Origin of the sequence: Bradyrhizobium tropiciagri (genome assembly GCF_001189845.1) — a bacterium.
Taxonomy (GTDB): Bacteria; Pseudomonadota; Alphaproteobacteria; order Rhizobiales; family Xanthobacteraceae; genus Bradyrhizobium; species Bradyrhizobium tropiciagri.
This window is the reverse complement of the sequence record NZ_LFLZ01000032.1, coordinates 54,774-80,786: the sequence shown is the minus strand read 5'-3', so window position 1 is coordinate 80,786 and position 26,013 is coordinate 54,774. Positions and strand designations below refer to the sequence as shown.

General features: G+C 64.8%; 22 protein-coding genes and 3 pseudogenes. 18 read left to right on the top strand and 7 right to left on the bottom strand.

Annotated elements, in window-relative coordinates:
• Positions 1-9 precede the first annotated feature (9 nt).
• From phnC to phnE (AKN84_RS24270), 4 genes are all read left to right on the top strand, one after another.
• Positions 10-825 carry a phosphonate ABC transporter ATP-binding protein gene (gene phnC, locus AKN84_RS24285; protein ID WP_050423113.1) on the top strand — a complete coding sequence of 272 codons (816 nt, stop codon included), beginning with the start codon at positions 10-12 and terminating at the stop codon, positions 823-825.
• A 73-nt stretch (positions 826-898) separates the two neighbouring features.
• Positions 899-1,831 carry a phosphonate ABC transporter substrate-binding protein gene (phnD, locus tag AKN84_RS24280; protein WP_050423112.1) on the top strand — a complete coding sequence of 311 codons (933 nt, stop codon included), beginning with the start codon at positions 899-901 and terminating at the stop codon, positions 1,829-1,831.
• Between the two features lie 79 nt (positions 1,832-1,910).
• Positions 1,911-2,795 (top strand): phosphonate ABC transporter, permease protein PhnE, encoded by an 885-nt coding sequence (phnE, locus tag AKN84_RS24275; RefSeq protein ID WP_050423111.1) that lies wholly within the window; start codon positions 1,911-1,913, stop codon positions 2,793-2,795.
• Entirely contained in the window at positions 2,792-3,640 is an 849-nt protein-coding gene (gene phnE / locus AKN84_RS24270; RefSeq protein ID WP_050423110.1) for a phosphonate ABC transporter, permease protein PhnE, read from the top strand. Before phnE (AKN84_RS24275) ends, phnE (AKN84_RS24270) begins: the two co-directional genes overlap by 4 nt.
• Before the next feature lie 39 nt (positions 3,641-3,679).
• Here the strand turns inward: phnE (AKN84_RS24270) and AKN84_RS24265 are convergent, their stop codons facing one another.
• The gene (locus AKN84_RS24265) at positions 3,680-5,386 is read right to left on the bottom strand and encodes a Na/Pi cotransporter family protein (RefSeq protein ID WP_050423132.1); all 1,707 of its coding nucleotides are present in this window, start codon (positions 5,384-5,386) and stop codon (positions 3,680-3,682) included.
• 344 nt (positions 5,387-5,730) lie between these two features.
• On the opposite strand from AKN84_RS24265, the gene AKN84_RS24260 reads away from it, so the two are divergent.
• The 3 genes and pseudogenes from AKN84_RS24260 (at position 5,731) to AKN84_RS24250 (ending at position 9,408) form a co-directional block, all read left to right on the top strand.
• A complete protein-coding gene (locus AKN84_RS24260; protein ID WP_050423109.1) occupies positions 5,731-6,231 on the top strand; it encodes a DUF1269 domain-containing protein in 501 nt (166 codons plus the stop codon).
• Positions 6,232-6,898: 667 nt separating this feature from the next.
• A pseudogene (locus tag AKN84_RS24255) lies at positions 6,899-7,950 on the top strand (patatin-like phospholipase family protein).
• Positions 7,951-7,954: 4 nt separating this feature from the next.
• A pseudogene (locus AKN84_RS24250) lies at positions 7,955-9,408 on the top strand (GntP family permease).
• A 71-nt stretch (positions 9,409-9,479) separates the two neighbouring features.
• Here AKN84_RS24250 and phnF read toward each other — a convergent pair.
• The gene (phnF, locus tag AKN84_RS24245; protein ID WP_050423108.1) at positions 9,480-10,205 is read right to left on the bottom strand and encodes a phosphonate metabolism transcriptional regulator PhnF; all 726 of its coding nucleotides are present in this window, start codon (positions 10,203-10,205) and stop codon (positions 9,480-9,482) included.
• A 128-nt stretch (positions 10,206-10,333) separates the two neighbouring features.
• On the opposite strand from phnF, the gene phnG reads away from it, so the two are divergent.
• The 9 genes and pseudogenes from phnG to AKN84_RS24200 all read left to right on the top strand — a co-directional run bounded on the left by phnG (position 10,334) and on the right by AKN84_RS24200 (position 17,309).
• Complete coding sequence (gene phnG, locus AKN84_RS24240; protein WP_128971114.1) at positions 10,334-10,795, top strand: phosphonate C-P lyase system protein PhnG; 462 nt, start codon at positions 10,334-10,336, stop codon at positions 10,793-10,795.
• Positions 10,796-10,799: 4 nt separating this feature from the next.
• Complete coding sequence (gene phnH, locus AKN84_RS24235) at positions 10,800-11,408, top strand: phosphonate C-P lyase system protein PhnH (protein WP_050423107.1); 609 nt, start codon at positions 10,800-10,802, stop codon at positions 11,406-11,408.
• A gap of 3 nt (positions 11,409-11,411) precedes the next feature.
• Positions 11,412-12,515, top strand: coding sequence for a carbon-phosphorus lyase complex subunit (locus AKN84_RS24230; protein WP_050423106.1), 1,104 nt, complete (start codon positions 11,412-11,414; stop codon positions 12,513-12,515).
• Positions 12,512-13,396 carry an alpha-D-ribose 1-methylphosphonate 5-phosphate C-P-lyase PhnJ gene (locus tag AKN84_RS24225; protein WP_050423105.1) on the top strand — a complete coding sequence of 295 codons (885 nt, stop codon included), beginning with the start codon at positions 12,512-12,514 and terminating at the stop codon, positions 13,394-13,396. The genes AKN84_RS24230 and AKN84_RS24225 overlap by 4 nt, the downstream gene beginning before the upstream one ends.
• Entirely contained in the window at positions 13,389-14,186 is a 798-nt protein-coding gene (gene phnK, locus AKN84_RS24220) for a phosphonate C-P lyase system protein PhnK (RefSeq protein ID WP_050423104.1), read from the top strand. Before AKN84_RS24225 ends, phnK begins: the two co-directional genes overlap by 8 nt.
• Before the next feature lie 8 nt (positions 14,187-14,194).
• Positions 14,195-14,893 carry a phosphonate C-P lyase system protein PhnL gene (gene phnL, locus AKN84_RS24215; protein ID WP_050423103.1) on the top strand — a complete coding sequence of 233 codons (699 nt, stop codon included), beginning with the start codon at positions 14,195-14,197 and terminating at the stop codon, positions 14,891-14,893.
• A gap of 13 nt (positions 14,894-14,906) precedes the next feature.
• Positions 14,907-16,060, top strand: a pseudogene (locus AKN84_RS24210) (alpha-D-ribose 1-methylphosphonate 5-triphosphate diphosphatase).
• Positions 16,057-16,650 (top strand): phosphonate metabolism protein/1,5-bisphosphokinase (PRPP-forming) PhnN, encoded by a 594-nt coding sequence (phnN, locus tag AKN84_RS24205; protein WP_050423102.1) that lies wholly within the window; start codon positions 16,057-16,059, stop codon positions 16,648-16,650. The pseudogene AKN84_RS24210 and the gene phnN overlap by 4 nt, the downstream one beginning before the upstream one ends.
• A gap of 47 nt (positions 16,651-16,697) precedes the next feature.
• Entirely contained in the window at positions 16,698-17,309 is a 612-nt protein-coding gene (locus AKN84_RS24200; protein ID WP_050423101.1) for a pyridoxamine 5'-phosphate oxidase family protein, read from the top strand.
• A gap of 156 nt (positions 17,310-17,465) precedes the next feature.
• On the opposite strand, the gene AKN84_RS24195 is transcribed toward AKN84_RS24200, so the two are convergent.
• The gene (locus AKN84_RS24195; RefSeq protein ID WP_050423100.1) at positions 17,466-18,065 is read right to left on the bottom strand and encodes a TetR/AcrR family transcriptional regulator; all 600 of its coding nucleotides are present in this window, start codon (positions 18,063-18,065) and stop codon (positions 17,466-17,468) included.
• A 204-nt stretch (positions 18,066-18,269) separates the two neighbouring features.
• Here AKN84_RS24195 and AKN84_RS24190 point away from each other — a divergent pair, with 204 nt between their 5' ends.
• A complete protein-coding gene (locus AKN84_RS24190) occupies positions 18,270-19,514 on the top strand; it encodes an efflux RND transporter periplasmic adaptor subunit (protein ID WP_050423099.1) in 1,245 nt (414 codons plus the stop codon).
• A gap of 23 nt (positions 19,515-19,537) precedes the next feature.
• Entirely contained in the window at positions 19,538-22,720 is a 3,183-nt protein-coding gene (locus AKN84_RS24185; RefSeq protein WP_050423098.1) for an efflux RND transporter permease subunit, read from the top strand.
• Between the two features lie 136 nt (positions 22,721-22,856).
• Here AKN84_RS24185 and AKN84_RS24180 read toward each other — a convergent pair whose 3' ends face one another.
• The 4 genes from AKN84_RS24180 to AKN84_RS24165 all read right to left on the bottom strand — a co-directional run bounded on the left by AKN84_RS24180 (position 22,857) and on the right by AKN84_RS24165 (position 25,812).
• The gene (locus tag AKN84_RS24180; protein WP_050423097.1) at positions 22,857-23,075 is read right to left on the bottom strand and encodes a hypothetical protein; all 219 of its coding nucleotides are present in this window, start codon (positions 23,073-23,075) and stop codon (positions 22,857-22,859) included.
• A 260-nt stretch (positions 23,076-23,335) separates the two neighbouring features.
• Positions 23,336-24,136 (bottom strand): SDR family NAD(P)-dependent oxidoreductase, encoded by an 801-nt coding sequence (locus tag AKN84_RS24175; protein WP_050423096.1) that lies wholly within the window; start codon positions 24,134-24,136, stop codon positions 23,336-23,338.
• 1 nt (position 24,137) lies between these two features.
• Positions 24,138-24,692 (bottom strand): carboxymuconolactone decarboxylase family protein, encoded by a 555-nt coding sequence (locus AKN84_RS24170; RefSeq protein ID WP_050423095.1) that lies wholly within the window; start codon positions 24,690-24,692, stop codon positions 24,138-24,140.
• 166 nt (positions 24,693-24,858) lie between these two features.
• A complete protein-coding gene (locus AKN84_RS24165; RefSeq protein WP_050423094.1) occupies positions 24,859-25,812 on the bottom strand; it encodes a hotdog family protein in 954 nt (317 codons plus the stop codon).
• Positions 25,813-26,013: the final 201 nt, after the last annotated feature.

Here is a 26,013-nt window from a genome sequence, read left to right as displayed (position 1 = left end):
GAGCATTACATGCTGGTGGTGGAAGGTTTGACGTGCCGGTTCGGCACAAAAGCCGCAGTCGACAACGCATCGTTTTCGATCGCGCCGGGCAGCTTTGTCGGCGTGATCGGCCGCTCCGGTGCCGGCAAGTCGACGTTGCTGCGGATGATCAACCGTCTCGCCGATCCGACCTCCGGCCGTATCCTGTTCGAAGGCACCGACGTGACCGCGCTGCGCGGCAAGGCGCTGCGGCAGTGGCGGGCGCGTTCGGCGATGATTTTCCAGCAATTCAATCTGGTCGGCCGTCTCGACGTCTTGACCAACGTGCTGATGGGCCGGCTGGCCCAGATCCCGTCCTGGCGCTCGCTGGCGCAGGTCTGGCCGGAGCAGGACAGGGCGCTCGCGCTGTCCGCGCTCGAGCAGTTCGACATCGCCCAGCTCGCGGCCCAGCGCGCCGACCAGCTCTCCGGCGGTCAGCAGCAGCGCGTCGCGATCGCCCGCGCGCTGGTGCAGGAGCCCGACATCATTCTGGCCGACGAGCCGATCGCCTCGCTCGATCCGCGCAACACCAAGATCGTGATGGATGCGCTGCTGCGCATCAACAAGCATTTCGGCATCACGGTGCTCTGCAACTTGCACTCGCTCGACCTGGCGCGGACCTATTGCGACCGCCTGGTCGGCATGGCGGCAGGTCGCGTGGTGTTCGACGGCGCCCCCGCGGCGCTGACCGACCATATCGCCCGCGAGCTCTATGATCTTGAGGCCAATGACGTCATCGGCGCGGCGCCGCTGCCCGCGCCCGACGGCGCAACTGCTCCGGCACTCGGCACCGCAGCCGCGGCCTGAGCGTCGCATTACCGAAAATCTGGGCAACCGGGCATTTCGTCCGGCTAACAGGCGTAGCCAAAGAGGGGTAACCATGATCACTCGTCGCATCATTCTGGCCGGCGCTGCCGCGCTGGCCTTTGCCGGTTCGGCGTCCGCGCAGGACTGGAAGGCCAAATATCCGGAGCTCACCTTCGCGGTGGTGCCGGCCGAGAACGCCTCGGGCGTCACCGAGCGCTGGACGCCGTTCGTGGCGTATCTGTCGAAGGAACTCGGCGTGAAGGTCACGCTGCGCATTGCCAATGACTACGCCGCCGTCATCGAAGGTCAGCGTGCCGGCAACATCCAGATCGCCAGCTACGGTTCGGCCTCGTTCGCCCGCGCCCGCCTGACCGGCGTCAAGACCGACGCCTTCGCCAACGACATGAACCTGGACGGTTCGACCGGCTACTACTCGGTGTTCTTTGTGAAGGCGTCGAGCCCCTACAAGAAGGTCGAGGACCTGAAGGGCAAGAACCTCGGCCTGGTCGACCCGAATTCGACATCGGGCAACAACGTGCCGCGCTTCGAGCTCGACAAGATGGGCATCCCCGATGCGGAGGGCTATTTCGGCAAGGTCGTGTTCACGGGCAGCCACGAAAACGCCGTGCTGGCGCTGGCGCAGGGTACTGTCGACATCGCGGCCAATCAGTGGACCAACGACGACGATTCGACGCTCGCGCAGATGCTGACCAAGGGCATGCTGAAGAACGCGGACGGTTCGGCGATGAAGAAGGACGATTTCCGTATCATCAACAAATCGTCGCCGATCATCAACGGCCCCTACGCCTACAACACCGACCTTCCGGAAGACCTGAAGGCTGCGATCGCAAAGGCCTTCTTCGACGCGCCGACCAAGGACAAGGCGGCGTTCGAGCGTCTTGCCGACGGTCAAAAGAAGGGCTTCCATCCCGCCACGACCAAGGATTGGGACAGCACGATCGAGCTGATCAAGTTCGTCGACAGGCTGCGCAAGAAGGCGAGCTGATCGCGCCACGGAGACACGCGGAGCCGGGTTTCATGACCCGGCTCTTTCCGTTTAACCTCCAGCCCGACTGATCAACACGATGGCAACTGCCGTATCCATTCTTCCGGCCCAGCAATTGGCGGTGCTGGAAGACGCCTACCGCAAGGCGGTTGCACGCAAGCGGCTCAGGGGCGCGCTGGCGACCGCGGTGTTCTGCGTCGTGCTGGTCGTCGCCGCGTTCGGCGCCGAGGTGAACCTGCGCACGCTGTTCACCTACTTCGGCAACTTCGTTAGCTATTTCGACCGCATCCTCACGCTCGACTCGGGCGCGCGGGTCTGGACCGACCCCGCCGAATGGTTCTGGGGCTGGCACAAATGGCTGAGGATGCTCGGCGAGACGATCCTGATCAGCTATGTCGGCACCCTGACCGGCGCGGTGTTCGCGTTTGCACTGAATTTCTTCGCCGCCCAGAATACCGCGCCGGGTCCTTGGGTGCGCTTCATCGTCCGCCGCCTGCTGGAATTCGCCCGCACCGTGCCCGGCATCGTGTTCGCGCTGATCTTCGTCATCGCGTTCGGCCTCGGCCCGATGGCCGGCGTACTGGCGATCGCGATCCACACCACCGGGGCGCTCGGCAAGCTGTTTGCCGAGATCGTCGAGAATGCCGACATGAAGCCGGTTGAGGGCATCCGTTCCACCGGCGCAAGTTGGCTGTCCTGCATGCGCTTTGCCATCCTGCCGCAGGTCTCGGCGGGCTACGCCAGCTACGCGCTGCTGCGCTTCGAGATCAACGTCCGCGAGGCGTCGGTGATGGGCTTCGTCGGCGCCGGCGGCATCGGGCAGGAGCTCGTGGTCGCGATCCGCAAGTTCTACTATTCCGACGTCAGCGCGATCCTCGTCACCATCATCGTCACCGTCTTCATCATCGACATCTCGACCGGCTGGCTGCGCGGCCGGCTGTTCGGCAAGGAGACCCGCCGATGAGCCAGATGCCGAAGCCGGACACCGCGGAGCTGCGTGCGAAATACCCCGGCGTGTTCGAACGTCCCGCCTCGGCGCGGCTGGCGATGCCGGCCATGATCGCGCTGGCGCTCGCCATCTTCGTCTACGGTCTGGTCGATCTCGACTTCTCGCCATCGAGGCTGATTGCAGGCATCGGCCAGCTCGGCTGGATCACCATGCTGATGATCCCGCCGAATCCCGGCGCGTCGTTCCCGCTCTATATGCAGGCGCTTGGCGAGACGCTGTCGATCGCGCTGCTCGGCACCACGCTGGCGGCGCTGCTGGCGCTCCCGGTCAGCCTGCTGGCGGCGCGCAACATCATCCCCTCCAACTTGATCCGCTTTCCGGTGCGCCGCTTCCTGGATTCGATCCGTGGCGTCGATACGCTGATCTGGGCGCTGGTCTGGATCAACGTCGTCGGCCTAGGACCGTTCGCCGGCGTGCTCGCGATCATGGTCTCCGACTTCGGCGCGTTCGGAAAACTGTTCTCGGAGGCGATCGAGGCCGCGGACCGCAAGCAGGTCGAGGGCATCCGCGCCTCCGGCGGCAATGCGCTGCATGAGATCCGCTTCGGCCTGCTGCCGCAGGTGCTGCCGGTCATCGCCGGGCAGGTGCTCTACTTCATCGAGTCGAACACCCGTTCGGCCACCATCATCGGCATCGTCGGCGCCGGCGGCATCGGCCTGCAACTCGCCGAGCAGATCCGTGTGCTGGAATGGCAGAAGGTGTCGTTCCTGATCCTGATGATCCTGATCGCCGTTGCCGCGATCGACTTCATCTCGAGCAAGCTGCGCTTTGCCATCATCGGCCAGCGCGCCGTGGTGTAGCCTACGCGAGTTGCGGGCCCCCTCGATTCTTGTTCCGCACTATGCACCGCGGCCGAGAAGATGCGCGGCGGAGCGCCAGGCGTGATGCGCGAGCGCTTCAAGGCGCCGTACGGCATCGACGCGGGCGATTGCGTCGTCCGCGACCGCCGTTCCACTCGCCACAGAGGCGAGCGTAGCCTTGCGGTGGTCTCTCCGCACTTCGCCGAGCGCTTTCGCGCAGTGTTCCAGATGCGCAAGGGCCTGCTCGGTCAATGTCCCGGCTGAGGCGAGTTCCTTTTCTGGGGTGAGCGACCGCGTCGGTGCAGTTCTCAGCTTGATTTCCGCGGCGTTATCGGAAGCGTCGGGCACGACGGCGGCTTCGGCAGCGAGGGATGCCGCGCTACGCATGGCCTCCACGCAGATTTCCACCGCGTGCATGTCCTGGGAGCCGCCGGGCGGCATACCGAGTTCGATTTCCTCGCCGAAGATTTCGGCGAGGCGAGACGCGTGGTCGAGGGCATGCAGTGTGCTGGTGAGCCGCCGTTGCTCATCCTGCGATTCAGGCGGTCCGCTTACCTCTGACATGAACTCCTGTGCCTGGCGCAGGGCGGAGGCAGCTTCCGCTGCTGGCACTGTGTTCTGTCCCGCCGGGACGGAGGCGTCTTGATTCGCTGCTGACAGTGCTGTCGCCAATGATCCGCACGTCGCTTCAAGCGCGCGCGCGACCGTGCGTCGCACTGCCTCAACGGTTGCGATCGGGGTCACGAGCGCTGCTGGATCCAGGCACCTGGTCAGCGGTGAGCCTCGTTCGGGCAGGATGCGCTCGACGAACCGGGTAAAGCCATTGATCACAGGCAGCAGCACCAGGACGCCGATGACGTTGTAGGCGGTGTGATAGGCTGCAAGCAGCGTGACGCCGCCGATGCTGTCCGAGGCGCGGACCAGAAGGGGAATAGTCACGGGGAAGAGCACCAGCGCAATAGCCGCCGCAATCAGCTTGAACAAGATGTACGCCAAGGCCAATCGCTTGGCGGTGCTGCTCGCACCGATTGCCGCCATGGCAGAACTGGTCGCCGTTCCGATGTTCTGCCCAATGATCAGTGCGGATGCCTGGTCCAGGCCGATAGCTCCCGCATAGTGTGCCGAGAGAGTCACCGCGATAGCCGCGGTCGATGATTGCATCACGGCGGTCATCACCAGTCCGACGACCGCCAGCGCCAGCACCCCGTACAAGCCCGCCCACCAGCTGGTGCCGAGAACGGCCGGCAAGTCTGCCGGGTGCAACTGTTCGGCTAGTCCTCCCATGCCCTGCTGCAAGGTCGTGAGCGCGAACAACACCAGCGCGAACCCCGCAAGGGCTGCTCCCGCGGCGGATACACGGCCACCGCCCAACAGTTTGATCAGCGCGCCGACGAAAATCATCGGGAGCGCCGCAGCCGTAAGGGAGACGCGAACGCCGATCAGCGCAACGAGCCAGCCGGTTCCCGTGGTTCCGACATTCGCGCCGAACACGAGGGCCAGCCCTTGCGGAAAGGTCAGCACGCCCGCGCTTACCAGACCGATGGTGGTCATGGTCGTTGCGCTGGACGATTGCACGATCAAGGTCACGATGGCGCCCCACAGCGCACCGGACAGCGGGGTCGCCGCTGCCTTGCTTAGGACCGTCCGCAACTTGGATCCGGCGAGTCCCTTGAGGCCGGCGGTCATGACGCTCATGCCAAGCAGGAACAGACCAACTCCACCGAGGATCGAAATCACCGTCGACATCGTGCTCTCTTCGCGGTGCACCGACAATTGGACCAATCAAGCTAAAGCAGCGGCGCCTTGAAGTCAGCACGGGATGAGGGTTTGTCATCCGGCGGACCAAGCGACGGCCTTCGGTCGCACGGCTCGAACTCAGAACAGCGCGGCAGACAGGCTTCCCGCGACTCCTTGTTCGAGACACATGCGACAATGTCGCTTACTCAATTGCGCCGAGCGCTAAAAACATCTCGGGATTGTGAAGCTGCGTGCATGATTGGGCGGCAAGAGACTTACGGCTCTGTGCTAAGTTTCGGCGGTGCATCACGCGCGGAATAGGGGCAGCACTTCGAGCCATCAGGGAGTGTTCAATGTCAGATCTTGTTGCGATCGTGTACCCATCCGAAGTCAAAGCAGAGGAAGTTCGGCAAAAAATACTTAAGCTTCAAGGCGAGTATCTGATCACGATCAGCGATGCCGTGATCGCAGTCAAAACCGGGGACTCTGTAAAGCTCAATCAGCTTGTGAACACCACCATGACAGGTGCCGCCAGTGGCAGCTTCTGGGGGCTGCTGTTGGGGATGGTCTTCCTGAATCCTCTTCTCGGCGTGGCTCTCGGAGCCGGCGCAGGCGCTTTGAGCGGTGCGCTGACCGATTTCGGGATCAGAGACCAGTTCATGAAGGATCTCGCGTCGAAGGTGAAATCGGGAGATGCCGTCCTGTTCCTGCTGATCAAGTCTATGACCTCAGACAAGGTTCTCAATGCGATCAAGGATGCGGGAGGGATCGTCCTGACGACCTCGCTCGATGAAAAGAAGGAGCAGCACCTTCGCGACACGCTCGCAGCCGCAACTCAGTCCAAGGCTGCCTAGCGAAGTGAGGCAAAGCCTGGCGCCAGCGTCAAAGCATCGCCGGGAACGGTAGTCGCTGCGTTGTCACGGCAGTCGCTGTGGCAGCCGAATACGCTACAGTTTTGCGTAGGGATCAGCCCAACGGCATCGATCCCTGGGCGGGATCGCCCGCGAAGGAGGCCGGCTGCAGCCATGCGGCTCCGCGGCCGCTCAGCCGGTTGCCTTCCGCGCTGTGAAAAGCCGGGAGAAAATCATGCGAAGATTGCTTCTATGGGGGCTCGCACTTGGAATTGCTTCGGTGGCGATTACGGCGACCAGCGGTCGTTCACAAGCCGGCCTTATTGCGCCGCTGGGCCTGCGTCAGGCCGCCGACGAGCTTCGTCTCGCGGAAACCGTCCAATTCACCTGGAGGGGCCAGCGCTACTGTTGGTACAGCAGGGGATGGCGCGGTGGCGGCTGGTATCGGTGTGGCTTTGGTTCAAGGCGCGGCATGGGCTGGGGTGGTCCGGCGGGATGGCACGGATGGCGACGGCCGGGCCACCGCCCGGTCACTCGGCCTCCGAGACCGGGTCGGCCAGGAATCGAGCGTCCGCGGCCACTCCCGCAACCGCTCCCTGGCAGGAGCTGACGGCTTCCTTGTCTGTCGTTCGTCGGCGGCGACGTGGCCGCGCGCCAGTCGGAGTCCGCGATGTCCTTGAAGGAGCCGCAAACACGCGCTGGCCAAGCGCGCGATGCCGTTCTGGTCGATCTCGCGCTGCAGGGTGGTGGATCGCACGGCGCTTTTACTTGGGGGGTGCTCGATCGGCTCATGGACGAGCCGTGGCTGCGTATCGAGGCGATATCAGGCACGTCGGCCGGCGCGATGAACGCCGTCGTGCTGGCGGGCGGTTTTATGACCAATGGCCCGGCCGGTGCCAAGTCTGCATTGGAGGCCTTCTGGCGGCGGGTCGCTGACTCAGCGCGGTTCAGTCCCATGCGGCGAAGCCCGCTGGACGTCACCCTCGGTCGCTGGACCCTTGATACGTCGCCCTTCTATCTCGCCTTCGATCTGGCGAGCCGCGTGTTTTCGCCCTACGACCTGAATCTTGCCGGTACAAACCCTTTGCACCAGGTCCTCGCCGAGTCGGTCGATTTTAGACAGATCGCGAACTCCCCGATCCGGTTGTTCGTGACGGCGACCAACGTTCATACCGGCCGCGGGCGTGTGTTTCGCAACGCCGAGCTTACACCAGACGTTCTGCTCGCTTCCGCCTGCTTGCCGACTCTGTTCCGCGCGATAGAGATCGATGTCGAGCCCTATTGGGATGGCGGCTACTCCGGGAACCCGACGATCACGCCGCTCGTACGCGAGTGCAACTCGCATGACACGCTTCTCGTCGCGGTCAACCCGGTCGAGCGACCCGGGACACCGCGCTCCGCGGCGAGATTCTCGATCGGTTGAACGGGGTTGCATTTAACGCCACGCTGCTCAAGGAGTTGCGTATGATCGCGCTGCTGCGGCGGGTCGCGGACGCCGGCAGCTCCGAGGGACGCAAATGGGCTGAGATGCGCATTCACCTGATCGCGAGCAAGGTGCTGGCCGAGCTCGGCGTGTCGTCAAAGCTGAATGCCGAGTGGGATTTTCTCTGCATGCTGCGGGACGAGGGCCGCCGTGCCGCGGAGGCATTCCTCGCCGCGAACGACCAGAACATCGGCTGGCGCTCCTCGATGGATTTGGATTTGCTCTTGCAGCAGGTTTGACGCCATGGGCCTCGTCGGAATCCTGGTTGCCCTTGGCCTGCTTATCTGGCTCTCGTTCCGCGGATGGAGCGTGCTCCTCCTGGCGCCGGCTGCCGCGATCGTCGCTGCGGCTTTCGCCGGAGAGCCCTTGCTTGCCCATTGGACGCAGACCTTCATGGGCGGCGCTGCGCAGTTCATTGCGCAATTCTTCCCAATATTTCTGCTCGGTGCGCTGTTCGGCAAGCTCATGGACGACAGCGGATCGGTCTACGCCATCGCCCACTTCATGAGCACCAAGCTCGGAGCGCGTCGCGCAATCCTTGCCGTGGTGCTTGCCGGCGCGATCGTCACCTACGGCGGGGTAAGTCTTTTCGTCGCTTTTTTCGTTTGGCGCCGATGGCACGGGAAATGTTTCGTGTCGCGAACATCCCGCATCGGCTCATGCCGGCCACCATCGCTTTGGGCACCTCCACATTCACGATGTCGGCACTGCCCGGAACGCCCGCGATTCAAAATACGATTCCGATGCCGTACTTCGGAACCACGCCGTTTGCGGCGCCCGGATTGGGAATCGTCGCTGCTGCGATCATGCTCGCATTCGGGCTCTGGTGGCTCAGCCGCGCCGAGGAATCGGCGCGCAAGACCGGTGAAGGCTATGGCGGAGACGAAGGGCTCGTCAGCGGAGCGGTCGCTGACGATCAATTCATCCGCGAGCGCGCTACATCGTCCCACGAGTTCGATCCGGCCGAAATAGCGCATGGCAAGCGCGGCGATGCGCCGCCACCGATCGGCACGGCGATCGTCCCGCTCCTCGTGGTCGTGGGCGTGAACCTGCTGATGTCGCTCCTGATCCCGCCGCGCCTCGATTTTTCGTTCCTCGCGCAGGAGCGCTGGGGCGTGACATCCCTTGCCGGCGTTGCCGGGGTGTGGTCGGTCGCAGTTGCTCTCGCCGCCGCCACGGCAACGCTCATCGCGCTCAATCGACCCCGTCTGACGGACTTGAGGGCGAGCATGGATGCCGGCGCCAACGCCTCGGTGCTCCCCATCTTCAGCGTCGCAAGCCTGGTCGGCTTTGGAGCCGTCGTCGCTGCACTGCCGGGCTTTGCGTTGGTGCGCGACTGGATGCTGTCGATCTCGGGCGGCCCACTCGTTTCTCTCGCCATCGCGACAAACATCCTTGCCGCTTTGACCGGCTCCGCTTCCGGCGGATTGACCATTGCGCTCGATGCCCTTGGCGACACATACCTGCAAATTGCGCAGACTGCCCATATCGACCCGGGGCTCATGCACCGGGTTGCCGTGATCGGCTCCGGCACCCTGGACAGCCTGCCGCACAACGGCGCCGTCGTGACGCTGCTCGCGGTCTGCGGCTCGACCCATCGCAAGAGCTACTTCGACATGGTGATGGCCAATATCGTTGGGCCGATCATCGCCTTGGCCATCGTTATCGCGTTGGGTTCGGTGCTCGGATCTTCTTAGTCGGCGCGCGGGTGATGCCGCGGGCGGGCGACGACTGCTTAATCTTCCAGTTCGGATCGCAGAGGGGACCGTCAGCCGTTCTCGACCAGGAATTCCACGCGTTCGGCGGCGAAGCGCGAGCGCTTGGTCACCAGCGGCTGATCCAGCATGTCGACGTCGGTGGCGTCGACCACCAGCACCGGCCGTCCCAGCGGCAGATCGAGCCGTGCGGCATCGGTCGCATCGACGATCGCCGCGGTGATCCGGGTTGAGGCGCGGTGGTAATCCTTCACGCCGTAATGCCCGAGCAGCTTCGTCATCGAGCGAACGTCGGCGAACACGCTGCCGGCATCGGGAAACCGCTCGGCCGACAGCCAGGTGGTGGAGACGCAGATCGGCGTCCGGTCGGCCAGCCGCACCGCTTCGATCCGGATCAGCGGCGCGCCGATCTTCAGGCCGAGCTCGCGCGCGATCTCGCGGTTGGCGACATCGCTGCCGGCATCGATCAGCTGGCCGCGCGGCTCGTGGCCGCCGGCGCCGACGATCTCGGAAAATCGCGTGCGTGAGCGCAAGGGATAAGCGAGGCGCTGGGCTTCGACATAGGTGCCGCTGCCGCGCTCGGCGCGCACCAGGCCGCGCTCTGCGAGTGCGGCGAGCGCGCGCCGCACGGTGTGGCGGTTGACCCGGTAGGTCTCGGCGATCTCCATCTCGCCGGGCAGCTTTTCGCCGGCGGCAAAGCGGCCGTCAGCGATGCCGCGCTCGATGCCGTCGGCGACCTGCCGCCACAAGGCGACGCCGGAACTTTCCTGCATGCTCATCGCGCGGTGATACCAGAAATCTTCGGTTTGTCACGAAACAGTCATGGCGCTCGGCTATCAAGTTGTCTATTATCATAGACAACTTGATGCAAGCAAGGTTGCCCAAAAGGTTGCGCATGAATCCGACCATGAGTTCGACCGGACCAGACAGCAAGCAGGCCCAGCGCAAGGCCGCGATGACCGTGCTGGCGCACTCCGCCGCAGCCGACATCGCAGGCAGGCTGGCGGCGATCGCCATCCCGAAGCATGAGAATCTGCGCGAGCCGGAGAACGGCCTCGTGATGATGCGCGGGCGGGTCGGCGGCGACGGTGCGCCGTTCAATCTCGGCGAAGCGACGGTGTCGCGCGCGGCGGTGCGGCTTGCGAGCGGCGAGGTCGGCTTCGGCTACACGCTCGGCCGCGATGCGCAGAAAGCGCAGATGATCGCGCTGTGCGACGCCATGGTACAGTCGGCGGAATTGTGCGGCGAGGTGGAGGCCAAGGTGATCGCGCCGCTGCGCGCCGCTGTGAATGCCGAGCGCAGCCGCAAGGCCGCCGAGACCGCGGCGACGCGGGTTGATTTCTACACGATGGTGCGCGGTGAGGGATGATGCAATGACGACGATTGCCGAAATGCCCGCAGGCTTTGCCGACAAGGTGCTGTCGGCGCAATCAACGTTCCGTTCCGTGATGGATGCGATGGCGCGCCCGGGCAGCGTGCAGCGCGTCGCCGCTGATGTCGGAACGCCCGCCGGCATGATGCGCGGCGCGGCCGCGATCGCGCTGACGCTGTTCGATCACGACACGCCGATCTGGCTCGACGCCGCGATGTCGGCGACGCCGGATGTCGCCCGCTGGCTGAAATTTCACGCCAGCGCGCCGGTGGTCGGGGATTCCTCGATCGCGAGCTTCGCGCTGATCGGCGATGCCGCGAACCTGCCGGCGCTGGAGCGCTTCGCGTTCGGCAGCAGCGAATATCCTGATCGCTCGACCACGCTGATCCTGCAGGTCGACAGCCTGACACAGGGGCCGACTTTCGAGCTGAAGGGGCCCGGCATCGACGGCAGCGCGCTGCTGCAGGCGATGATCAAGCCGCGCGATTTGTTCCAGCGGCTGTCGATCAACGAAGTCCTGTTCCCGCGCGGCATCGATGTCGTACTGGTCCATGACGACCATATTGTCGCGATCCCGCGCACCACGCGGCTGATCGCAAGCGGAGTGTGAGCGATGTATGTAGCCGTCAAGGGAGGCGAGCGTGCCATCGAGAACGCTCATCGGCTGCTGGCGCATGAGCGGCGCGGCGATCGCGATGTCCCCGAGGTGACGTTGGCGCAGATCTCCGAACAGCTCGCGCTTGGCGTCGACCGCGTGATGACCGAAGGTTCGCTGTACGACCGCGAGCTTGCAGCGCTCGCGATCAAGCAGGCGCGCGGCGACATGATCGAGGCGATCTTCCTGGTTCGCGCCTTCCGCGCCACGCTGCCGCGGTTCGGCGCAACCGAGCCGGTCAACACCGGCGAGATGTTGGTGCGGCGGCGCATCTCCTCGACCTTCAAGGACGTTCCGGGCGGCCAGATCCTGGGGCCGACCTTCGACTATACCCACCGCCTGCTCGACCCGCAGCTCGCGGAAGGCTTCGTGCCAGAGCAGCCGGCGACCGCGGAGGCGTCGCAGGCGGGAACGCCGCGGGTCACCGACATTCTCGGCCGCGACGGCCTGATCGAGACGTCGCCGCAGGCAGATGGCGACGCGCCGGTCGGCGACCTCACGCGCGAGCCGCTGAGCTTCCCGGCGGATCGCGACCTGCGGCTGCAGAATCTGGCGCGCGGCGACGAGGGTTTTCTGCTCGCGCTCGGCTATTCGACGCAGCGCGGTTATGGCCGCAACCATCCGTTCGCCGGCGAGATCCGCTTCGGCGAGGTCGAGGTCGAATTCTTCGCGGAGGATGTCGGCTTCGCGGTGCCGCTCGGTTCCGTCGAACTGACCGAATGCCAGATGGTCAACCAGTTCAAGGGCTCGACGACCGAGGCGCCGTGCTTCACCCGCGGCTATGGCCTCGCCTTCGGCCAGAGCGAGCGCAAGACCATGTCGATGGCGCTGGTCGACCGCGCGCTGCGCGCGCGCGAGCTCGGCGAAGAGGCGGGGGCGCCGGCGCAGGACGAGGAGTTCGTGATGTCGCACTCCGACAATGTCCAGTCGACCGGCTTCGTCGAGCATCTCAAGCTGCCGCATTACGTCGACTTCCAGTCCGAACTCGGCTTGCTGCGCAAGCTGCGGCAGGAATTCACCGAGGCCAATCAGGCGGTCGAACTGCAGGAGGCCGCGGAATGAACGCGCCGACATACAATTTCGCCTATCTCGACGAGCAGACCAAGCGGATGATCCGCCGCGCGATCCTGAAGGCGATCGCGATTCCCGGATATCAGGTGCCGTTCGCGAGCCGCGAGATGCCGATGCCCTATGGCTGGGGCACCGGCGGCGTGCAGGTGACGGCGGCGATCCTCGGCCCCGACGACGTGCTGAAGGTGATCGACCAGGGCTCGGACGACACCACCAACGCGATCTCGATCCGGAAATTCTTCGGCAAGACCGCGGGAGTCGCGACCACGACCTCGACCACGGACGCGACCGTGATCCAGACCCGGCACCGGATTCCCGAGGCGTCGCTGCACGCGGGGCAGGTGCTGGTCTATCAGGTGCCGATCCCCGAGCCGCTGCGCTTCCTCGAGCCGCGCGAGACCGAGACGCGGCGTATGCATGCGCTCGCCGAATACGGGCTGATGCATGTCAAGCTCTACGAGGACATCGCGCGCTTCGGCCACATCGCGACCGCCTACGCCTATCCGGTGAAGGTGAATGCGCGCTACGTGATGGACCCGTCGCCGACGCCGAAATTCGACAATCCGAAGTTGGACAATTGCGCGGCGCTGCAGCTGTTCGGTGCCGGCCGCGAGAAGCGCATCTACGCGATCCCGCCCTACACCACGGTGGTGTCGCTGGATTTCGAGGACCATCCGTTCACGCGCTATCGCTTCAACGCGCCCTGCGCGCTGTGCGGGGCCGACAATTCCTATCTCGACGAGATCGTCACCGACGACAAGGGCGGGCGGATGTTCGTCTGCTCCGATACCGACTTCTGCGAGCAGCGCCAGGCCGCCGGCCATCACGGCACCGAGAGCGCGGCGCCGCACAAGGAGAAGGCGCATGTCTGAGCTCTCGAGCCTCGACAACGATCAGCCGCTGCTGGTAGCCGAGGGGCTTGCCAAGAATTACGGCCGGCTGCCGGCCTGCCGTGACGTCTCGTTCGCGCTCTATCCCGGCGAGGTGCTGGCGATCGTCGGCGAATCCGGCTCGGGCAAATCGACGCTGTTGCAGCTGCTGTCGGCACAGCTCGCGCCGAGCGCGGGGCGGGTGTCGTACCGGATGCGCGACGGCGTGCTGCGCGATCTCGCCGAGCTCGGCGAAGCGGAGCGGCGCTTTCTGTTCCGCACCGACTGGGGCTTTGTGCATCAGGATCCGGCGCAGGGACTGCGCATGGGCGTCTCGGCCGGCGCCAATGTCGGCGAGCGGCTGATGGCGGTCGGCTGGAATCACTACGGTCGTATCAGAGACACCGCGTCGACCTGGCTCGATCGGGTCGAAATCGATGTCGGCCGCATCGACGATGCGCCGAAGACCTATTCCGGCGGCATGCGGCAGCGGCTGCAGATCGCGCGCAACCTTGTCACCGAGCCGCGGCTGGTGTTCATGGATGAGCCGACCGGCGGCCTCGACGTCTCGGTGCAGGCGCGCCTGCTCGACCTGATGCGCAATCTGGTCAGCGAGCTTGGCCTTGCCGCCATCGTCGTGACCCATGATCTCGCGGTCGCGCGCCTGCTGTCGCATCGCGTGATGGTGATGAAGGGCGGCCGCGTCATCGAGACCGGTCTCACCGACCAGGTGCTCGACGATCCCCGCGAGCCCTATACCCAGCTGCTCGTTTCCTCGATTCTGCCGCCATGAGCTTGCCAATGACCGCGATGATCGAACTTGCCAACGCCGAGAAGACCTTCACCATGCATCTGCAGGGCGGCGTCGAGCTGCCCGTGGTGCGCGGCGTCTCGTTCCACGCCGATCCCGGCGAGTGCGTGGTGCTGTCGGGCCCGTCGGGCGCCGGCAAATCCTCGATCCTGAAGATGATCTTCGGCAATTACCGCTGCGACAGCGGCCGGATCGGCATCCGCCACCACGGCAAGGTCGTGGACCTTGCCACCGCCGAGCCGCGCCAGGTGCTGAGCATCCGCCGCTCGACGATCGGCTATGTCAGCCAGTTCCTGCGCGCGGTGCCGCGGGTGGCGACCATCGACGTCGTCGCCGAGCCGTTGATCGTCAACGGCGTGGCGCGCGAGGAAGCCCGCGAGCGTGCCGGCAAACTGCTGCGCCGTCTCAACATTCCGGAGCGGCTGTGGACCCTGCCGCCCTCGACCTTCTCCGGCGGCGAGCAGCAGCGCGTCAACATCGCGCGCGGCTTCATCTCGGACCTGCCGATCCTGCTGCTGGACGAACCGACCGCTTCGCTTGATGCGGCGAATCGCGCAGTGGTGGTTGAGCTGATTGCGGAGAAAAAGACCAAGGGCGTCGCGATGGTCGCGATTGTCCATGACGACGAAATCCGTCATCTGATAGCCGATCGCATCGTCGATGTGACCTCGTTCGCCGCCGCTGCCTGAAGGACCGTATGAAATGACCGCCAAGCAAGACACCATCATCGGCACGCCCGGCTGGTCCTCGCCGATCGCGTGATCGAGCAGGGCTGGGTGGCTATCGTTGACGGCAAGATCGCGGAGTTCGGCGAGGGCAGGGCACCGGGGGCGGCCGAGGACACCGGCGGCGATCTCCTGATGCCCGGGCTGATCGAGCTGCACACCGACCATCTCGAGATGCACTACGTGCCGCGGCCGAAGGTGTTCTGGAACCCGGTCGCCGCTGTGATCTCCTATGACGGGCAGCTGGCGACCTCAGGCATCACCACGGTGCTGGATTCGCTGCGCGTCTGGCGCGAGGACGGCGCCGAGGACGTCGACGGCCGCGCCGGCGTGCTGGCGGCGGCGATCACAGCCGCGCGCGAGGAGGACCTGCTGCGCGCAGATCACTTCCTGCATCTGCGCTGCGAGGTGCCGATGCCTGACGTCGTCGCCGAGGCCAAGGAGCTGATCGACCGGCCGGACGTGCGGCTGATGTCGCTGATGGACCATACGCCGGGCCAGCGCCAGTTCCGCGATGAGGTGAAGTTGCGCGACTACTACCGCGGCAAGGGCGGCGGCATGACCGACGCCCAGCTCGACGTGCTGTTCGCGCGGCGCTTCGCCTATCAGAAGGAATATGCTGTCGCGAACACCCGCGCGATCGTCGCGCTGGCGCATGAGTACAAGATCCCGCTGGCGAGCCACGACGACACCACGGACGAGAACGTGGTCGACGCCGTCAACGACAAGGTCGCGGTCGCGGAATTCCCGACCACGATGGAGGCCGCGCGGGGCTTGCACGCCGCCGGCATCGACATCCTGATGGGCGCGCCGAACGTGGTGCGCGGTGGCTCGCATTCCGGCAACATCGCAGCGGTCGATCTCGCCAATGAGGGCATGCTCGATATCCTGTCGTCGGACTACATCCCGTCGAGCCTTTTGATGGCGGCGCTGCAGCTGCCGCGGCATGTGCCGGCGATCGATCTCGCCTCCGCCGTCCGCACCGTGACCAAGACGCCGGCCGAAGCGGTTGGCCTCTCCGATCGCGGCGAGATCGCCGTCGGCCGGCGCGCCGACCTGATCCGCGTGCACGTCGCGCGCGACCTGCCTGTGGTGCGCAGCGTCTGGCGCGAAGGGGGGAGGGTCGCGTGACCAATGCATCCGTGATCGCCGAGCAGCGCGCTGCGATCGGGCCGGGCCGGTTGATCCTGGTGGTCGGCCCGAGCGGCGCCGGCAAGGATACGCTGCTTGGGCTCGCGAAAGCGGCCTGCGCCGATGATCGCGAGATCGTGTTTCCCCGCCGCTTGATCACCCGCCAGGCCTCTGCGTCGGAAGACAATGAGGAGATCAGCGCGGAAGCCTTCCAGCGTGCGGCCGCCGGCGGCGACTACGCCATGCATTGGGAAGCGCACGGCCATCGCTATGCGCTGTCGCGGGCCATCAACGACGATATCCGCGCCGGACGTACCGTGATCGCGAACGTCTCGCGCACGGTGATCGCGGCGGCGCGCCGCAACTACGCCAGTGCCATTGTCGTGCTGGTCACGGCGCCGCCGGACGTGCTGGCCGCCCGGCTCTCGATGCGGGCACGCAGCAGCGACGGCCTGCTCGCGCAGCGGCTGGCCCGCACTGTCGACGAAAGCACCTCGACGCCCGATTTCACCATCGTCAATTCCGGCACCGCCGAATATCACGCGCGACAGCTTGTCCGCATCATCAAGGGCGAGCGCTGGAACGAGTAGTCACGACGAGCCACAAACAGGACGAGCCACAAAGGAGAACAGCACTGATGTCGGTGATCTCTACGATCGAGCAGCTTGAGGCGATCTACGGTTTTCCGAACGACGCGTCGACCGTGAAGGTCGCCGATCACGTGACGCCGCTCTATCGTGTGCTCATCGAGAAATCGCCGTTCGTGTCGCTCGCGACCTCGGGCCCCGAGGGGCTCGATTGCTCTCCGCGCGGCGACCTGCCGGGCTTCGTCCGCATCCATGATGCGAAGACGCTGATGATGCCGGATCGCCGCGGCAACAATCGCTGCGATTCGCTGCGCAACATCGTGCGCGATCCCCGCGTCGGGCTGCTGTTCCTGATCCCGGGCTCGGGCAGCACGCTGCGCGTCAATGGTCGCGCCTATGTCACGGCCGAGCCGGAGCTGCTGGCTTCCTTCAAGATGGAAGGCAAGGCGCCGCGCACGGTCATCGTGATGAACGTGGAGGAGATCTACTTCCAGTGCGCCCGTGCGATCGTGCGCTCCGACCTCTGGAATCCGGACAAGCGAATCGATCCGGCAACCCTGCCGACGCCGGGCCAGATCCTCGCCGAGATGAGCGAGCACACGGTCGGCGGCGAGAAGTACGATCGGGAATGGCCGGAGCGCGCGCGGCAGACGATGTGGTGATGTCTCTTCTCCCTCGCCCCGCTCTTCGCGGGGAGAGGGTTGGGGTGAGGGGGCGTGCCGCGATGATGGCGAGCATGATATATGCGGTGAGTCCCCGTCACCCGAATTCGAGCTTCGCTCGAATTCGACCTCTCCCCGCAAGCGGGGCGAGGTGAATCAGCCCTTCGTCTGCTCCTCGAACGCCTTCAGCGACACCGCCGCGATCTCGCGCAGCGTCTCGCGGTTCGCACCCGATGAGGCCATCACGCACATGCCCGATGTCACCGCAGAGAGGTAGCGCGCAAGCGTGGCCGGATCGACGCTCTCGCCGAGGTCATGTTCGGCCTTGGCGCGGAGAAACCGTTCGCGCAACTGGTCCTCGGTGCGGGTGCGGCGCGCCGCCAGTTCGAACGGAACATTTGCCGAGCCGGTGCCGCAGGCAAGGCCGCCCTGGACCAGCAGACAGCCGGGCGGGTTGGCGGGGTCGGTCTGGGCGTCCGCGTGCTCCATCAGAAATCGTTCGGCCACCTCGTGCGCGGTCGCGGCGTTGAGCACCTTGTCCATCCAGGCGTCGCGCTTTTCGGTATAGCGGTCGAGCGCAGCCTTCAGCAGGCCTTCCTTGCTGCCGAAGGCGGCGTAGAGGCTCGGGGGATTGATGCTCATCGCCTCGGTGAGCTGCGCGATCGTCGCGCCCTCGTATCCGTGGCGCCAGAACACGTCCATGGCCCGGTCCAAAGCGGCGTCCGCGTCAAAGGCGCGGGGGCGTCCCATTCCCATTTCTCGTTACTCCGTAAGCCGGGTGCCGTTTCTGTGACGGATTGTCCCTGGCTTATCCTCTTGTTGCACGTGATGTTTTTCCGCGACTTCCCATTTCCCCATGAATGAGATAATTAATTCGTAGTGCTTGATACATAAGTATCTTGCGAACCGGCGTCCAGCTCCACATTTGTAGTAAACACTACAGATATCTGGAGCGCGTGAATGCCCTCGTCAACCCAAAATCCCCGTTCCGGCCGGTTCCGACGCGTCGTCGGCGGTGTCGTGATCCTTGGCGCCCTGGCCGTCGCCGGTTCGATCGCGACCGGCCATCATTTCCATGCTGCGCAGGCGACCGCGACCGCCGCCGCGCCCGAGCCCGCGGTGCCGGTCACGGTCGCCGTGATCCAGCCGCGACCGACCACGCTTTTCGATGACTTCTCGGGCCGCCTCGAGGCCGTCGACCGCGTCCAGCTGCGGCCGCGGGTGGCCGGCGCGATCCTTTCGACCAACTTCACCGAGGGCGCGCTCGTGAAGTCCGGCGACATCCTGTTCAAGATCGACCCCGCGCCTTACGCGGCCGAGGTCGACCGCGCCCAGGCCCAGCTCGAGGCGGCCAAGGCCCGCGTCGTGTTCACCACGAGCGAGGTCGAGCGCGGCGCACAGCTGGTCGGCAACAACATCGTGACCAAGCGCGACTTCGACCAACGTGACAACGCCAATCGCGAGGCGATCGCCAACGTCAAGGCCGCCGAAGCCGCGCTGCAGACCGCAAAGCTCAATCTCGACTATACCGAGGTCCGCGCGCCGGTCGACGGCCGGGTCGGCCGGATCGAAGTGACGGTCGGCAACCTCGTCGCCGCGGGCACATCTTCGCCGGTCCTGACCTCGCTGGTCTCGGTCAATCCGATCTATGCGAGCTTCGATGCCGATGAGGAAGTCGTGCTGCGCGCGCTGAATTCGATCGCGGATGCCTCCGGCAAGCGCGGCAATCTAGATCAGATCCCGGTCGACATGGTGACGTCGGGCGGCCTCAGCGCCAAGGGGCATATCCAGCTGATCGACAACCAGGTCAACGGGCAGAGCGGCACGATCCGCGTCCGCGCCGTGTTCCAGAACGACGACGGCCGCCTGATCCCCGGACAGTTCGCCCGCGTGCGCATGGGCCAGCCCAAGCAGCAGACGCTGGTGCTGATCGACGAGCGCGCCGTCGGCACCGACCAGGACAAGAAGTTCGTCATGCTGGTCGGCGACGATAGCCGCGCCGTCTATCGCTCCGTCACGCTCGGCGGCGCGGTCGATGGCCTGCGGATCGTCACCGCCGGCCTGAAATCCGGCGACCGCATCGTCGTCAACGGCCTGCAGCGCGTGCGTCCCGGCGCCCTCCTGAAGATGGAAGTCGCCGAGATGGGCGCGCGCGGCATGCAGCAGGCATCCACTGAAACCAACCAGTACGTCGTGCGGCGCTAGGCGCTGCACGCGGGGGCGGAGCCATGAATCTCTCAAAATTCTTCATCGACCGGCCGATCTTCGCCGGCGTGCTGTCGATCCTGATCTTCCTCGCGGGCCTGATCTCGCTGGTGGCGATGCCGATCTCGGAATATCCCGACGTGGTGCCGCCGTCGGTCGTGGTGCGCGCGACCTATCCCGGCGCCAATCCGAAGGTGATCGCCGAGACGGTGGCAACCCCGATCGAGGAGCAGATCAACGGTGTCGAGGGCATGCTCTATATGTCGAGCCAGGCGACCACCGACGGCGCGATGACGCTGACGGTGACGTTCCGGCTCGGCACCGACCCCGACAAGGCGACGCAATTGGTGCAGAACCGCGTGCAGCAGGCCGAACCGCGCCTGCCGGCCGTGGTGCGCCAGCTCGGCATCATCACCAAGAAGAGCTCGCCCGACCTCACCATGGTCGTGCATCTGCTGTCGCCCAACAACCGTTATGACATGACGTATCTGCGCAATTACGCAGTGCTCAACGTCAAGGACCGGCTGGCGCGGATCGACGGCGTCGGCGACGTCCAGCTCTATGGCGCCGGCGACTATTCGATGCGGGTCTGGGTCGATCCGCAGAAGGCCGCCGAGCATTCGCTGACCGCGAGTGACGTGGTGCGCGCGATCCAGGCGCAGAACGTCGAGGCTGCCGCCGGCGTGGTCGGCTCCTCGCCCAGCGTCAAGGGCATCGACCTGCAGCTCTCCGTCAACGCCGAGGGACGGCTGTCGACCGAGGAGCAGTTCGGCGACATCGTGGTTAAGACCGGTTCGGCCGGCGAGGTGGTGCGGCTGCGCGACGTCGCCCGGATCGAGCTCGGCGCCTCCGAATACGGCCTGCGCTCGCTGCTCGACAACAAGCAGGCGGTCGCGATCCCGATCTTCCAGGCGCCCGGATCGAACGCGCTGGAGATCTCCGACCACGTCCGCGCCACCATGGCCGAGATCAAGAAGAACATGCCGGAAGGCGTGTCGTACCAGATCGTCTACGATCCGACGCAGTTTGTGCGCTCCTCGATCGAGGCCGTCATCCACACGCTGCTCGAGGCGATCGCGCTCGTCGTGCTGGTCGTGATCCTGTTCCTGCAGACCTGGCGCGCCTCGATCATTCCGCTGATCGCGGTCCCGGTGTCGATCGTCGGCACCTTCGCGGTGATGCATGTGTTCGGCTTCTCGATCAACGCGCTCAGCCTGTTCGGCCTGGTGCTCGCGATCGGCATCGTGGTCGATGATGCCATCGTCGTGGTCGAGAACGTCGAACGCAACATCGAATCCGGCCTGTCGCCGCGCGATGCCACCAACCAGGCGATGCGCGAGGTGTCCGGCCCGATCATCGCGATTGCGCTGGTCTTGATCGCGGTGTTCGTGCCGCTCGCCTTCATCTCCGGCCTCACCGGCCAGTTCTACAAGCAGTTCGCGCTGACGATTGCGATCTCGACCGTGATCTCGGCGATCAACTCGCTGACGCTGTCGCCGGCGCTGTCGGCGCTGCTCCTGAAGGGGCATCACGAGCCGAAGGACTGGCTGACCCGGGTCATGGAAAAGTCGCTGGGCTGGTTCTTCCGCGGCTTCAACAAGGTCTTCACCAAGTCGTCCGCGAACTACGGTCGTACCGTCACCAAGGTGATCTATGGCAAGGCCGTGGTGATCGGCCTCTATGTGCTGCTGATCGGCCTCACCGGCGTGCTGTTCAAGCAGGTGCCGTCGGGCTTCGTGCCGGGCCAAGACAAGCAGTACCTGGTCGGCTTTGCCCGTCTGCCTGACGGTGCCACGCTCGACCGCACCGAGGAAGTGATCCGCAAGATGAGCGACATCGCGCTGACCCAGCCGGGTGTCGAAAGCTCGGTGGCGTTCCCAGGCCTGTCGATCTCCGGCTTCACCAACTCCTCGAATGCCGGCATCGTGTTCTCGACCTTGAAGCCGTTCGACGAGCGCAAGGATCCCTCGCTGAGCGGTCCGGCGATCGCGGCGGCGCTGAACAAGAAATATGCCGGCATCCAGGATGCCTTCATCGCCATGTTCCCGCCGCCGCCGGTCAACGGCCTCGGCACCATCGGCGGCTTCAAGCTGCAGATCGAAGACCGCGCCGGCCTCGGCTATGAGGCGCTGAACGACGCCACCAAGGCGTTCATGGCGGCGATGCAGAAGGCACCGGAGATCGCCGGCGTGTTCTCCAGCTTCCAGGTCAACGTGCCGCAGCTGTTCGCCGACATCGATCGCACCAAGGCGTTGCAGCTCGGCGTGCCCGTGACGGAGGTCTTCAACACGCTGCAGATCTATCTCGGCTCCTACTACGTCAACGACTTCAACAAATTCGGCCGCACCTATTCGGTCTATGTGCAGGCCGACGCGCCGTTCCGCGCGCGTGCCGACGACATCAGGCAGTTGAAGGTGCGCTCGTCGTCGGGCGACATGGTGCCGTTGTCGGCCTTGCTGAAGGTCCGCCAGAGCGCGGGGCCGGAGCGTGCGATCCGCTACAACGGCTTTCTGTCGTCCGATATCAACGCCGCTGCGGCACCGGGTTATTCATCCGGCCAGGCGCAGGAGGCGGCGACGCGGATCGCGGCCGAAACGCTGCCGCCCGGTTTCGCTTTCGAATGGACCGACCTGACCTATCAGGAGTTCATCGCGGGAAATTCCGGAATCTGGGTGTTTCCGCTGGCGATCCTGCTGGTGTTCCTGGTGCTCGCCGCGCTCTATGAGAGCCTGGCGCTGCCGCTCTCGATCATCATGATCGTGCCGATGGGGCTCCTGGCCGCGATGTTCGGCGTCTGGCTGTCGAAGGGTGACAACAACGTGTTCACCCAGATCGGCCTGATCGTGCTGGTGGGCTTGTCGGCCAAGAACGCCATCCTGATCGTCGAGTTCGCGCGCGAGCTCGAATTCGCCGGGCGTTCACCGATCCGCGCTGCGATCGAGGCGAGCCGGCTGCGGCTGCGGCCGATCCTGATGACGTCGATGGCGTTCATCATGGGCGTGCTGCCGCTGGTGCTGTCGACCGGTGCCGGCTCGGAGATGCGGCGCGCGATGGGTGTCGCGGTCTTCTCCGGCATGATCGGCGTCACGGTGTTCGGCCTGTTCCTGACGCCGGTGTTCTATGTGCTGCTGCGCACGCTCACCGGGATGAAGCCGTTGACGCAGCACGGCGAGGCGACCATCCCTGGAAAAGCACACGCGGCATGATGCCGCGCGTGGCAGAGCGTTTTCGAGCGAAGTGGACACCGGTTCGCGTGAAGAAAACGCGTCAAAACGAGAAACGAGAGCTACGGTTTTGATCGAATCAAAACTGCAGCTCTCGTTCGTGTCAGTTTGAAGGGAATCAGGCTGCGATATCGAGCAGCAGAAGTGATGAACCGCGGACCAGCACCTTGCGGCCCGCGGGCGTCAGCTCAAACGCGTCGCCTCGTACTGCGACATAACCGAGCGTGATCAGGCTTTCGACGGCAAACCGGTTCAGCCGTGACGGGTTTGCTGCGGGAGCCCGCAACGCTTTCAGCGCATCCCACTGATCGGGTCTGAGTTCGAATTCTTCGCTCATTGGTCCAGGCACTCCAGAAGTTCTTGGCGTGCGAGATACAGAGCGCAGATGAATTTCGTGCGACCACAACGAGTCAGGATTTCGATTTATGTGGACGCGCCGTCACATCGCCGTGTCATTGGAATACTTCAATTTTTCGAATCGTTGCGGTGCAATAGCGCGTGATTGCGTCACAGAGATTAACCGCGCGCGGTCACATAGGTTAATCGCCGGGATTAACCGGGTTAATCGCCAGCATTAACCGGGTTAAAAGCGGCTGGTTAACCACGCCGCACGCTTGCTCCGCCGTCGACCGGCAACGTGACACCGGTCACGAAATTCGCCTCATCGGAGGCGAGAAACAGCGCCGCATTGGCGACATCCCAGCCGGTGCCCATCTTGTGACGCAGCGGCACCTTGCTGTCACGCTCGGCCTCGACCTCGGCGCGGCTTTTCTTGAATTCGCGCGCCCGCGTGTCCACTGCCATCGGCGTGTTCATCAACCCCGGCAGGATCACGTTTGCGCGAATGCCATATTGGGCATTCTGGTAGGCGAGCTGTTCGGTGAAGGCGATCATCGCCGACTTGGTCGCCTTGTAGGCGACGTAGGGGTAGGTTGTGATCGCGGCCATCGACGAGATGTTGATGATCGAGCCGCGCTGCTGCTGGCGCATGATCGGGATCACATGCTTGGCGGCGAGGATGCAGCTCTTCAGGTTGATCGCCACGCAGCGGTCGAACGCCTCCTCGGTGATATCGAGCAGCTCGGCATCGCCGCCGGAGAGGCTGACGCCGACATTGTTGTGCAGGATATCGACGCTGCCCCAGCGGCCATGCGCATCCGCCACCATCGCCTTGATGTCGGCGTTCTTCGTAACGTCGGCCTTGAAGGCGGTCGCAGTTCCGCCCTTGGCTGCGATCAGGTCGACGGTTTCCTGCGCCGAATCCAGATTGTGATCGACACACAGCACCTTGGCGCCTTCGCGGGCGAAGGTCAGCGCAGTGGCGCGGCCGTTGCCGATGCCCTCGCCGGGGCTCTGGCCGGCGCCGACGACGATGGCAACGCGATCTTGCAGGCGCATGTCACTTCACTCCCGGGATCGGGTACTGCTGCAGTACCTCTTTGTAGCTGGGCTCGTTGTCGATCTGCATGGTGGCGAGCACGCGCACCACGGCGCAGTAGAATGCGATCGTCAGCACGAGGTCGGTCATGTGCTCGTCGGAGAGATGTTGCTTGATCTCGGCGAAGGTCGCGTCCGACATCGCGAGTTCGCGCACCATCTCGCGGGCGCCCTTGAGGATCGCTTTCGCCAAGGGTTCGAGCTGCGACGGCTTGCCGTCGGTCTCTGCAATCAGACCCTTTATGTCCTCATCGGTGACGCCGAACTCCTTGCCGATCTTCACATGGTGGGTGAACTCGTATTCCGACTTCTCGAGCCAGCCGACCTGTAGGATCGCAAGCTCGCGCATCCGCGGGTCGAGCTTGCTCTTGAAGCGGATGTAGCCGCCGATGCCGTTGAAGGCGCGCGCCATGTCCGGCGAGTTGACCAGGAGCTTGTGCAGATTGGTGTTGCGCTTGAGCATGTCGCGATATTCGGGGGCGACCTGATCGGCTTCCAGATAGGGCAGGCGGGCCATTGTTGTTGTCCTTGGTTCGGCGGCTTGCGGAACGGAGCGGCTAAAGCGGGATGAGAAATCGTCATCGCGCTTTAGTTCATCGTTTGAGCATGATCTCCGCGCACACGCTGCGCGTTTGTCGCGAGGGAAAGCCGCTTCGCACTTTTCCGGATCATGCTCTAGCGCTTCAGCCGTAGAGCGCTTTGTGCTCGCTGGCGTAGTTGGCGTAGGAGTCCTTCATGCTGGCGCCGTTGAGCAGCATGGTCGCGACCACGGCGTTGTCGGCATCGAACACGGTCGAGCGCACCCACATGCTCTCGGTGCGCTTGCTGCCGGAGAGGGCGACGACCTCGCGCTCGACCCAATAGGTCTCGCCGGGGAAGAGCGGCCCGCGCAGCAGCCGGATTTCCTGATCGGCGAACAGTCCCACGGCGGGGCCGCGGACCGGCAGCCGGTCCTCGCGGGCGCGGTACTGGAACAGCACGCTCAGCATCTCCATCGGGATGACGGCGCGGCCCCACGGATTGTGCTCCTGCGCGTAGTAGCCATCCGAGGGCTCGGTGATCACCTTGAGCTTGTCGGCGAGCGAGAACGGATAGAGGTCGCCCATGTTCTGGTCGAAATCCATCTTGATCGCCTGCCGGGGCGTCTTCATGCCGACCTTGATGTCGGCGAGGATCACGGGATCGGTCAGCGGCTTCAATTCGCCGAGCCTGCGGCTGAGCGCCGTCTCGGTGCCGTCACCGTCGATCGAGGCGGTGCCACGCAGGATCTCGGTGCCGTCGCGCTTGATCATCCCGATGGTGCACACGGTCTGGCCCGGCTTCGGCTTCTCGATCCGGGCCCGTACTTCCTCGCCTTCGAATACCGGGTTGCGGTAATGCGCGGACAGGCAGCCGGTCTCGAACCAGGCGCGGCCCCAGATCCGTTCGCCGAGCGGCGCGAATTGGCTGAAATGGGTCGGCCCCTCGATGGTGCCGCCGCGGAAGCCGAGCTTCTGCGCGGTTGCATCGTCGTGGATCGAAGCGTGGGAGTCGTAGGTCTGGGCCTGCAGCATCTGCTTCGGGCTGCGCCAGGGACCCACCAGCAGATCGCCATTCTCCACGATTTCCGTCGTGAATGCGGATTCGACTTTAATCATCCTTGGTCTCCCTTTGCGCGCCACCGTTTCAAAGATGCCGGGGTTCGGCAAGGCCTCGCAGAGCAACAAGGCCTCGCAGAGCAGCAAGGCCTCGCAAGCGCAACATCGAGATATGTGCTGCGGCCATGGAAACGGGGCTGTTGATGCATAACAAAATCAGTGCATGCTGATGCATGATCATGCGCACGACAATGAGACCGG

Bases quoted from the DNA above. Each gene is read 5' to 3' on its own strand.
- phnC (WP_050423113.1), top strand. From the start codon at position 10: ATGCTGGTGGTGGAAGGTTTGACGTGCCGGTTCGGCACAAAAGCCGCA.
- phnD (WP_050423112.1), top strand. From the start codon at position 899: ATGATCACTCGTCGCATCATTCTGGCCGGCGCTGCCGCGCTGGCCTTT.
- phnE (WP_050423111.1), top strand. From the start codon at position 1,911: ATGGCAACTGCCGTATCCATTCTTCCGGCCCAGCAATTGGCGGTGCTG.
- phnE (WP_050423110.1), top strand. From the start codon at position 2,792: ATGAGCCAGATGCCGAAGCCGGACACCGCGGAGCTGCGTGCGAAATAC.
- AKN84_RS24265 (WP_050423132.1), bottom strand. From the start codon at position 5,386: ATGTCGACGGTGATTTCGATCCTCGGTGGAGTTGGTCTGTTCCTGCTT.
- AKN84_RS24260 (WP_050423109.1), top strand. From the start codon at position 5,731: ATGTCAGATCTTGTTGCGATCGTGTACCCATCCGAAGTCAAAGCAGAG.
- phnF (WP_050423108.1), bottom strand. From the start codon at position 10,205: ATGAGCATGCAGGAAAGTTCCGGCGTCGCCTTGTGGCGGCAGGTCGCC.
- phnG (WP_128971114.1), top strand. From the start codon at position 10,334: ATGAGTTCGACCGGACCAGACAGCAAGCAGGCCCAGCGCAAGGCCGCG.
- phnH (WP_050423107.1), top strand. From the start codon at position 10,800: ATGACGACGATTGCCGAAATGCCCGCAGGCTTTGCCGACAAGGTGCTG.
- AKN84_RS24230 (WP_050423106.1), top strand. From the start codon at position 11,412: ATGTATGTAGCCGTCAAGGGAGGCGAGCGTGCCATCGAGAACGCTCAT.
- AKN84_RS24225 (WP_050423105.1), top strand. From the start codon at position 12,512: ATGAACGCGCCGACATACAATTTCGCCTATCTCGACGAGCAGACCAAG.
- phnK (WP_050423104.1), top strand. From the start codon at position 13,389: ATGTCTGAGCTCTCGAGCCTCGACAACGATCAGCCGCTGCTGGTAGCC.
- phnL (WP_050423103.1), top strand. From the start codon at position 14,195: ATGACCGCGATGATCGAACTTGCCAACGCCGAGAAGACCTTCACCATG.
- AKN84_RS24200 (WP_050423101.1), top strand. From the start codon at position 16,698: ATGTCGGTGATCTCTACGATCGAGCAGCTTGAGGCGATCTACGGTTTT.
- AKN84_RS24195 (WP_050423100.1), bottom strand. From the start codon at position 18,065: ATGGGAATGGGACGCCCCCGCGCCTTTGACGCGGACGCCGCTTTGGAC.
- AKN84_RS24190 (WP_050423099.1), top strand. From the start codon at position 18,270: ATGCCCTCGTCAACCCAAAATCCCCGTTCCGGCCGGTTCCGACGCGTC.
- AKN84_RS24185 (WP_050423098.1), top strand. From the start codon at position 19,538: ATGAATCTCTCAAAATTCTTCATCGACCGGCCGATCTTCGCCGGCGTG.
- AKN84_RS24180 (WP_050423097.1), bottom strand. From the start codon at position 23,075: ATGAGCGAAGAATTCGAACTCAGACCCGATCAGTGGGATGCGCTGAAA.
- AKN84_RS24175 (WP_050423096.1), bottom strand. From the start codon at position 24,136: ATGCGCCTGCAAGATCGCGTTGCCATCGTCGTCGGCGCCGGCCAGAGC.
- AKN84_RS24170 (WP_050423095.1), bottom strand. From the start codon at position 24,692: ATGGCCCGCCTGCCCTATCTGGAAGCCGATCAGGTCGCCCCCGAATAT.
- AKN84_RS24165 (WP_050423094.1), bottom strand. From the start codon at position 25,812: ATGATTAAAGTCGAATCCGCATTCACGACGGAAATCGTGGAGAATGGC.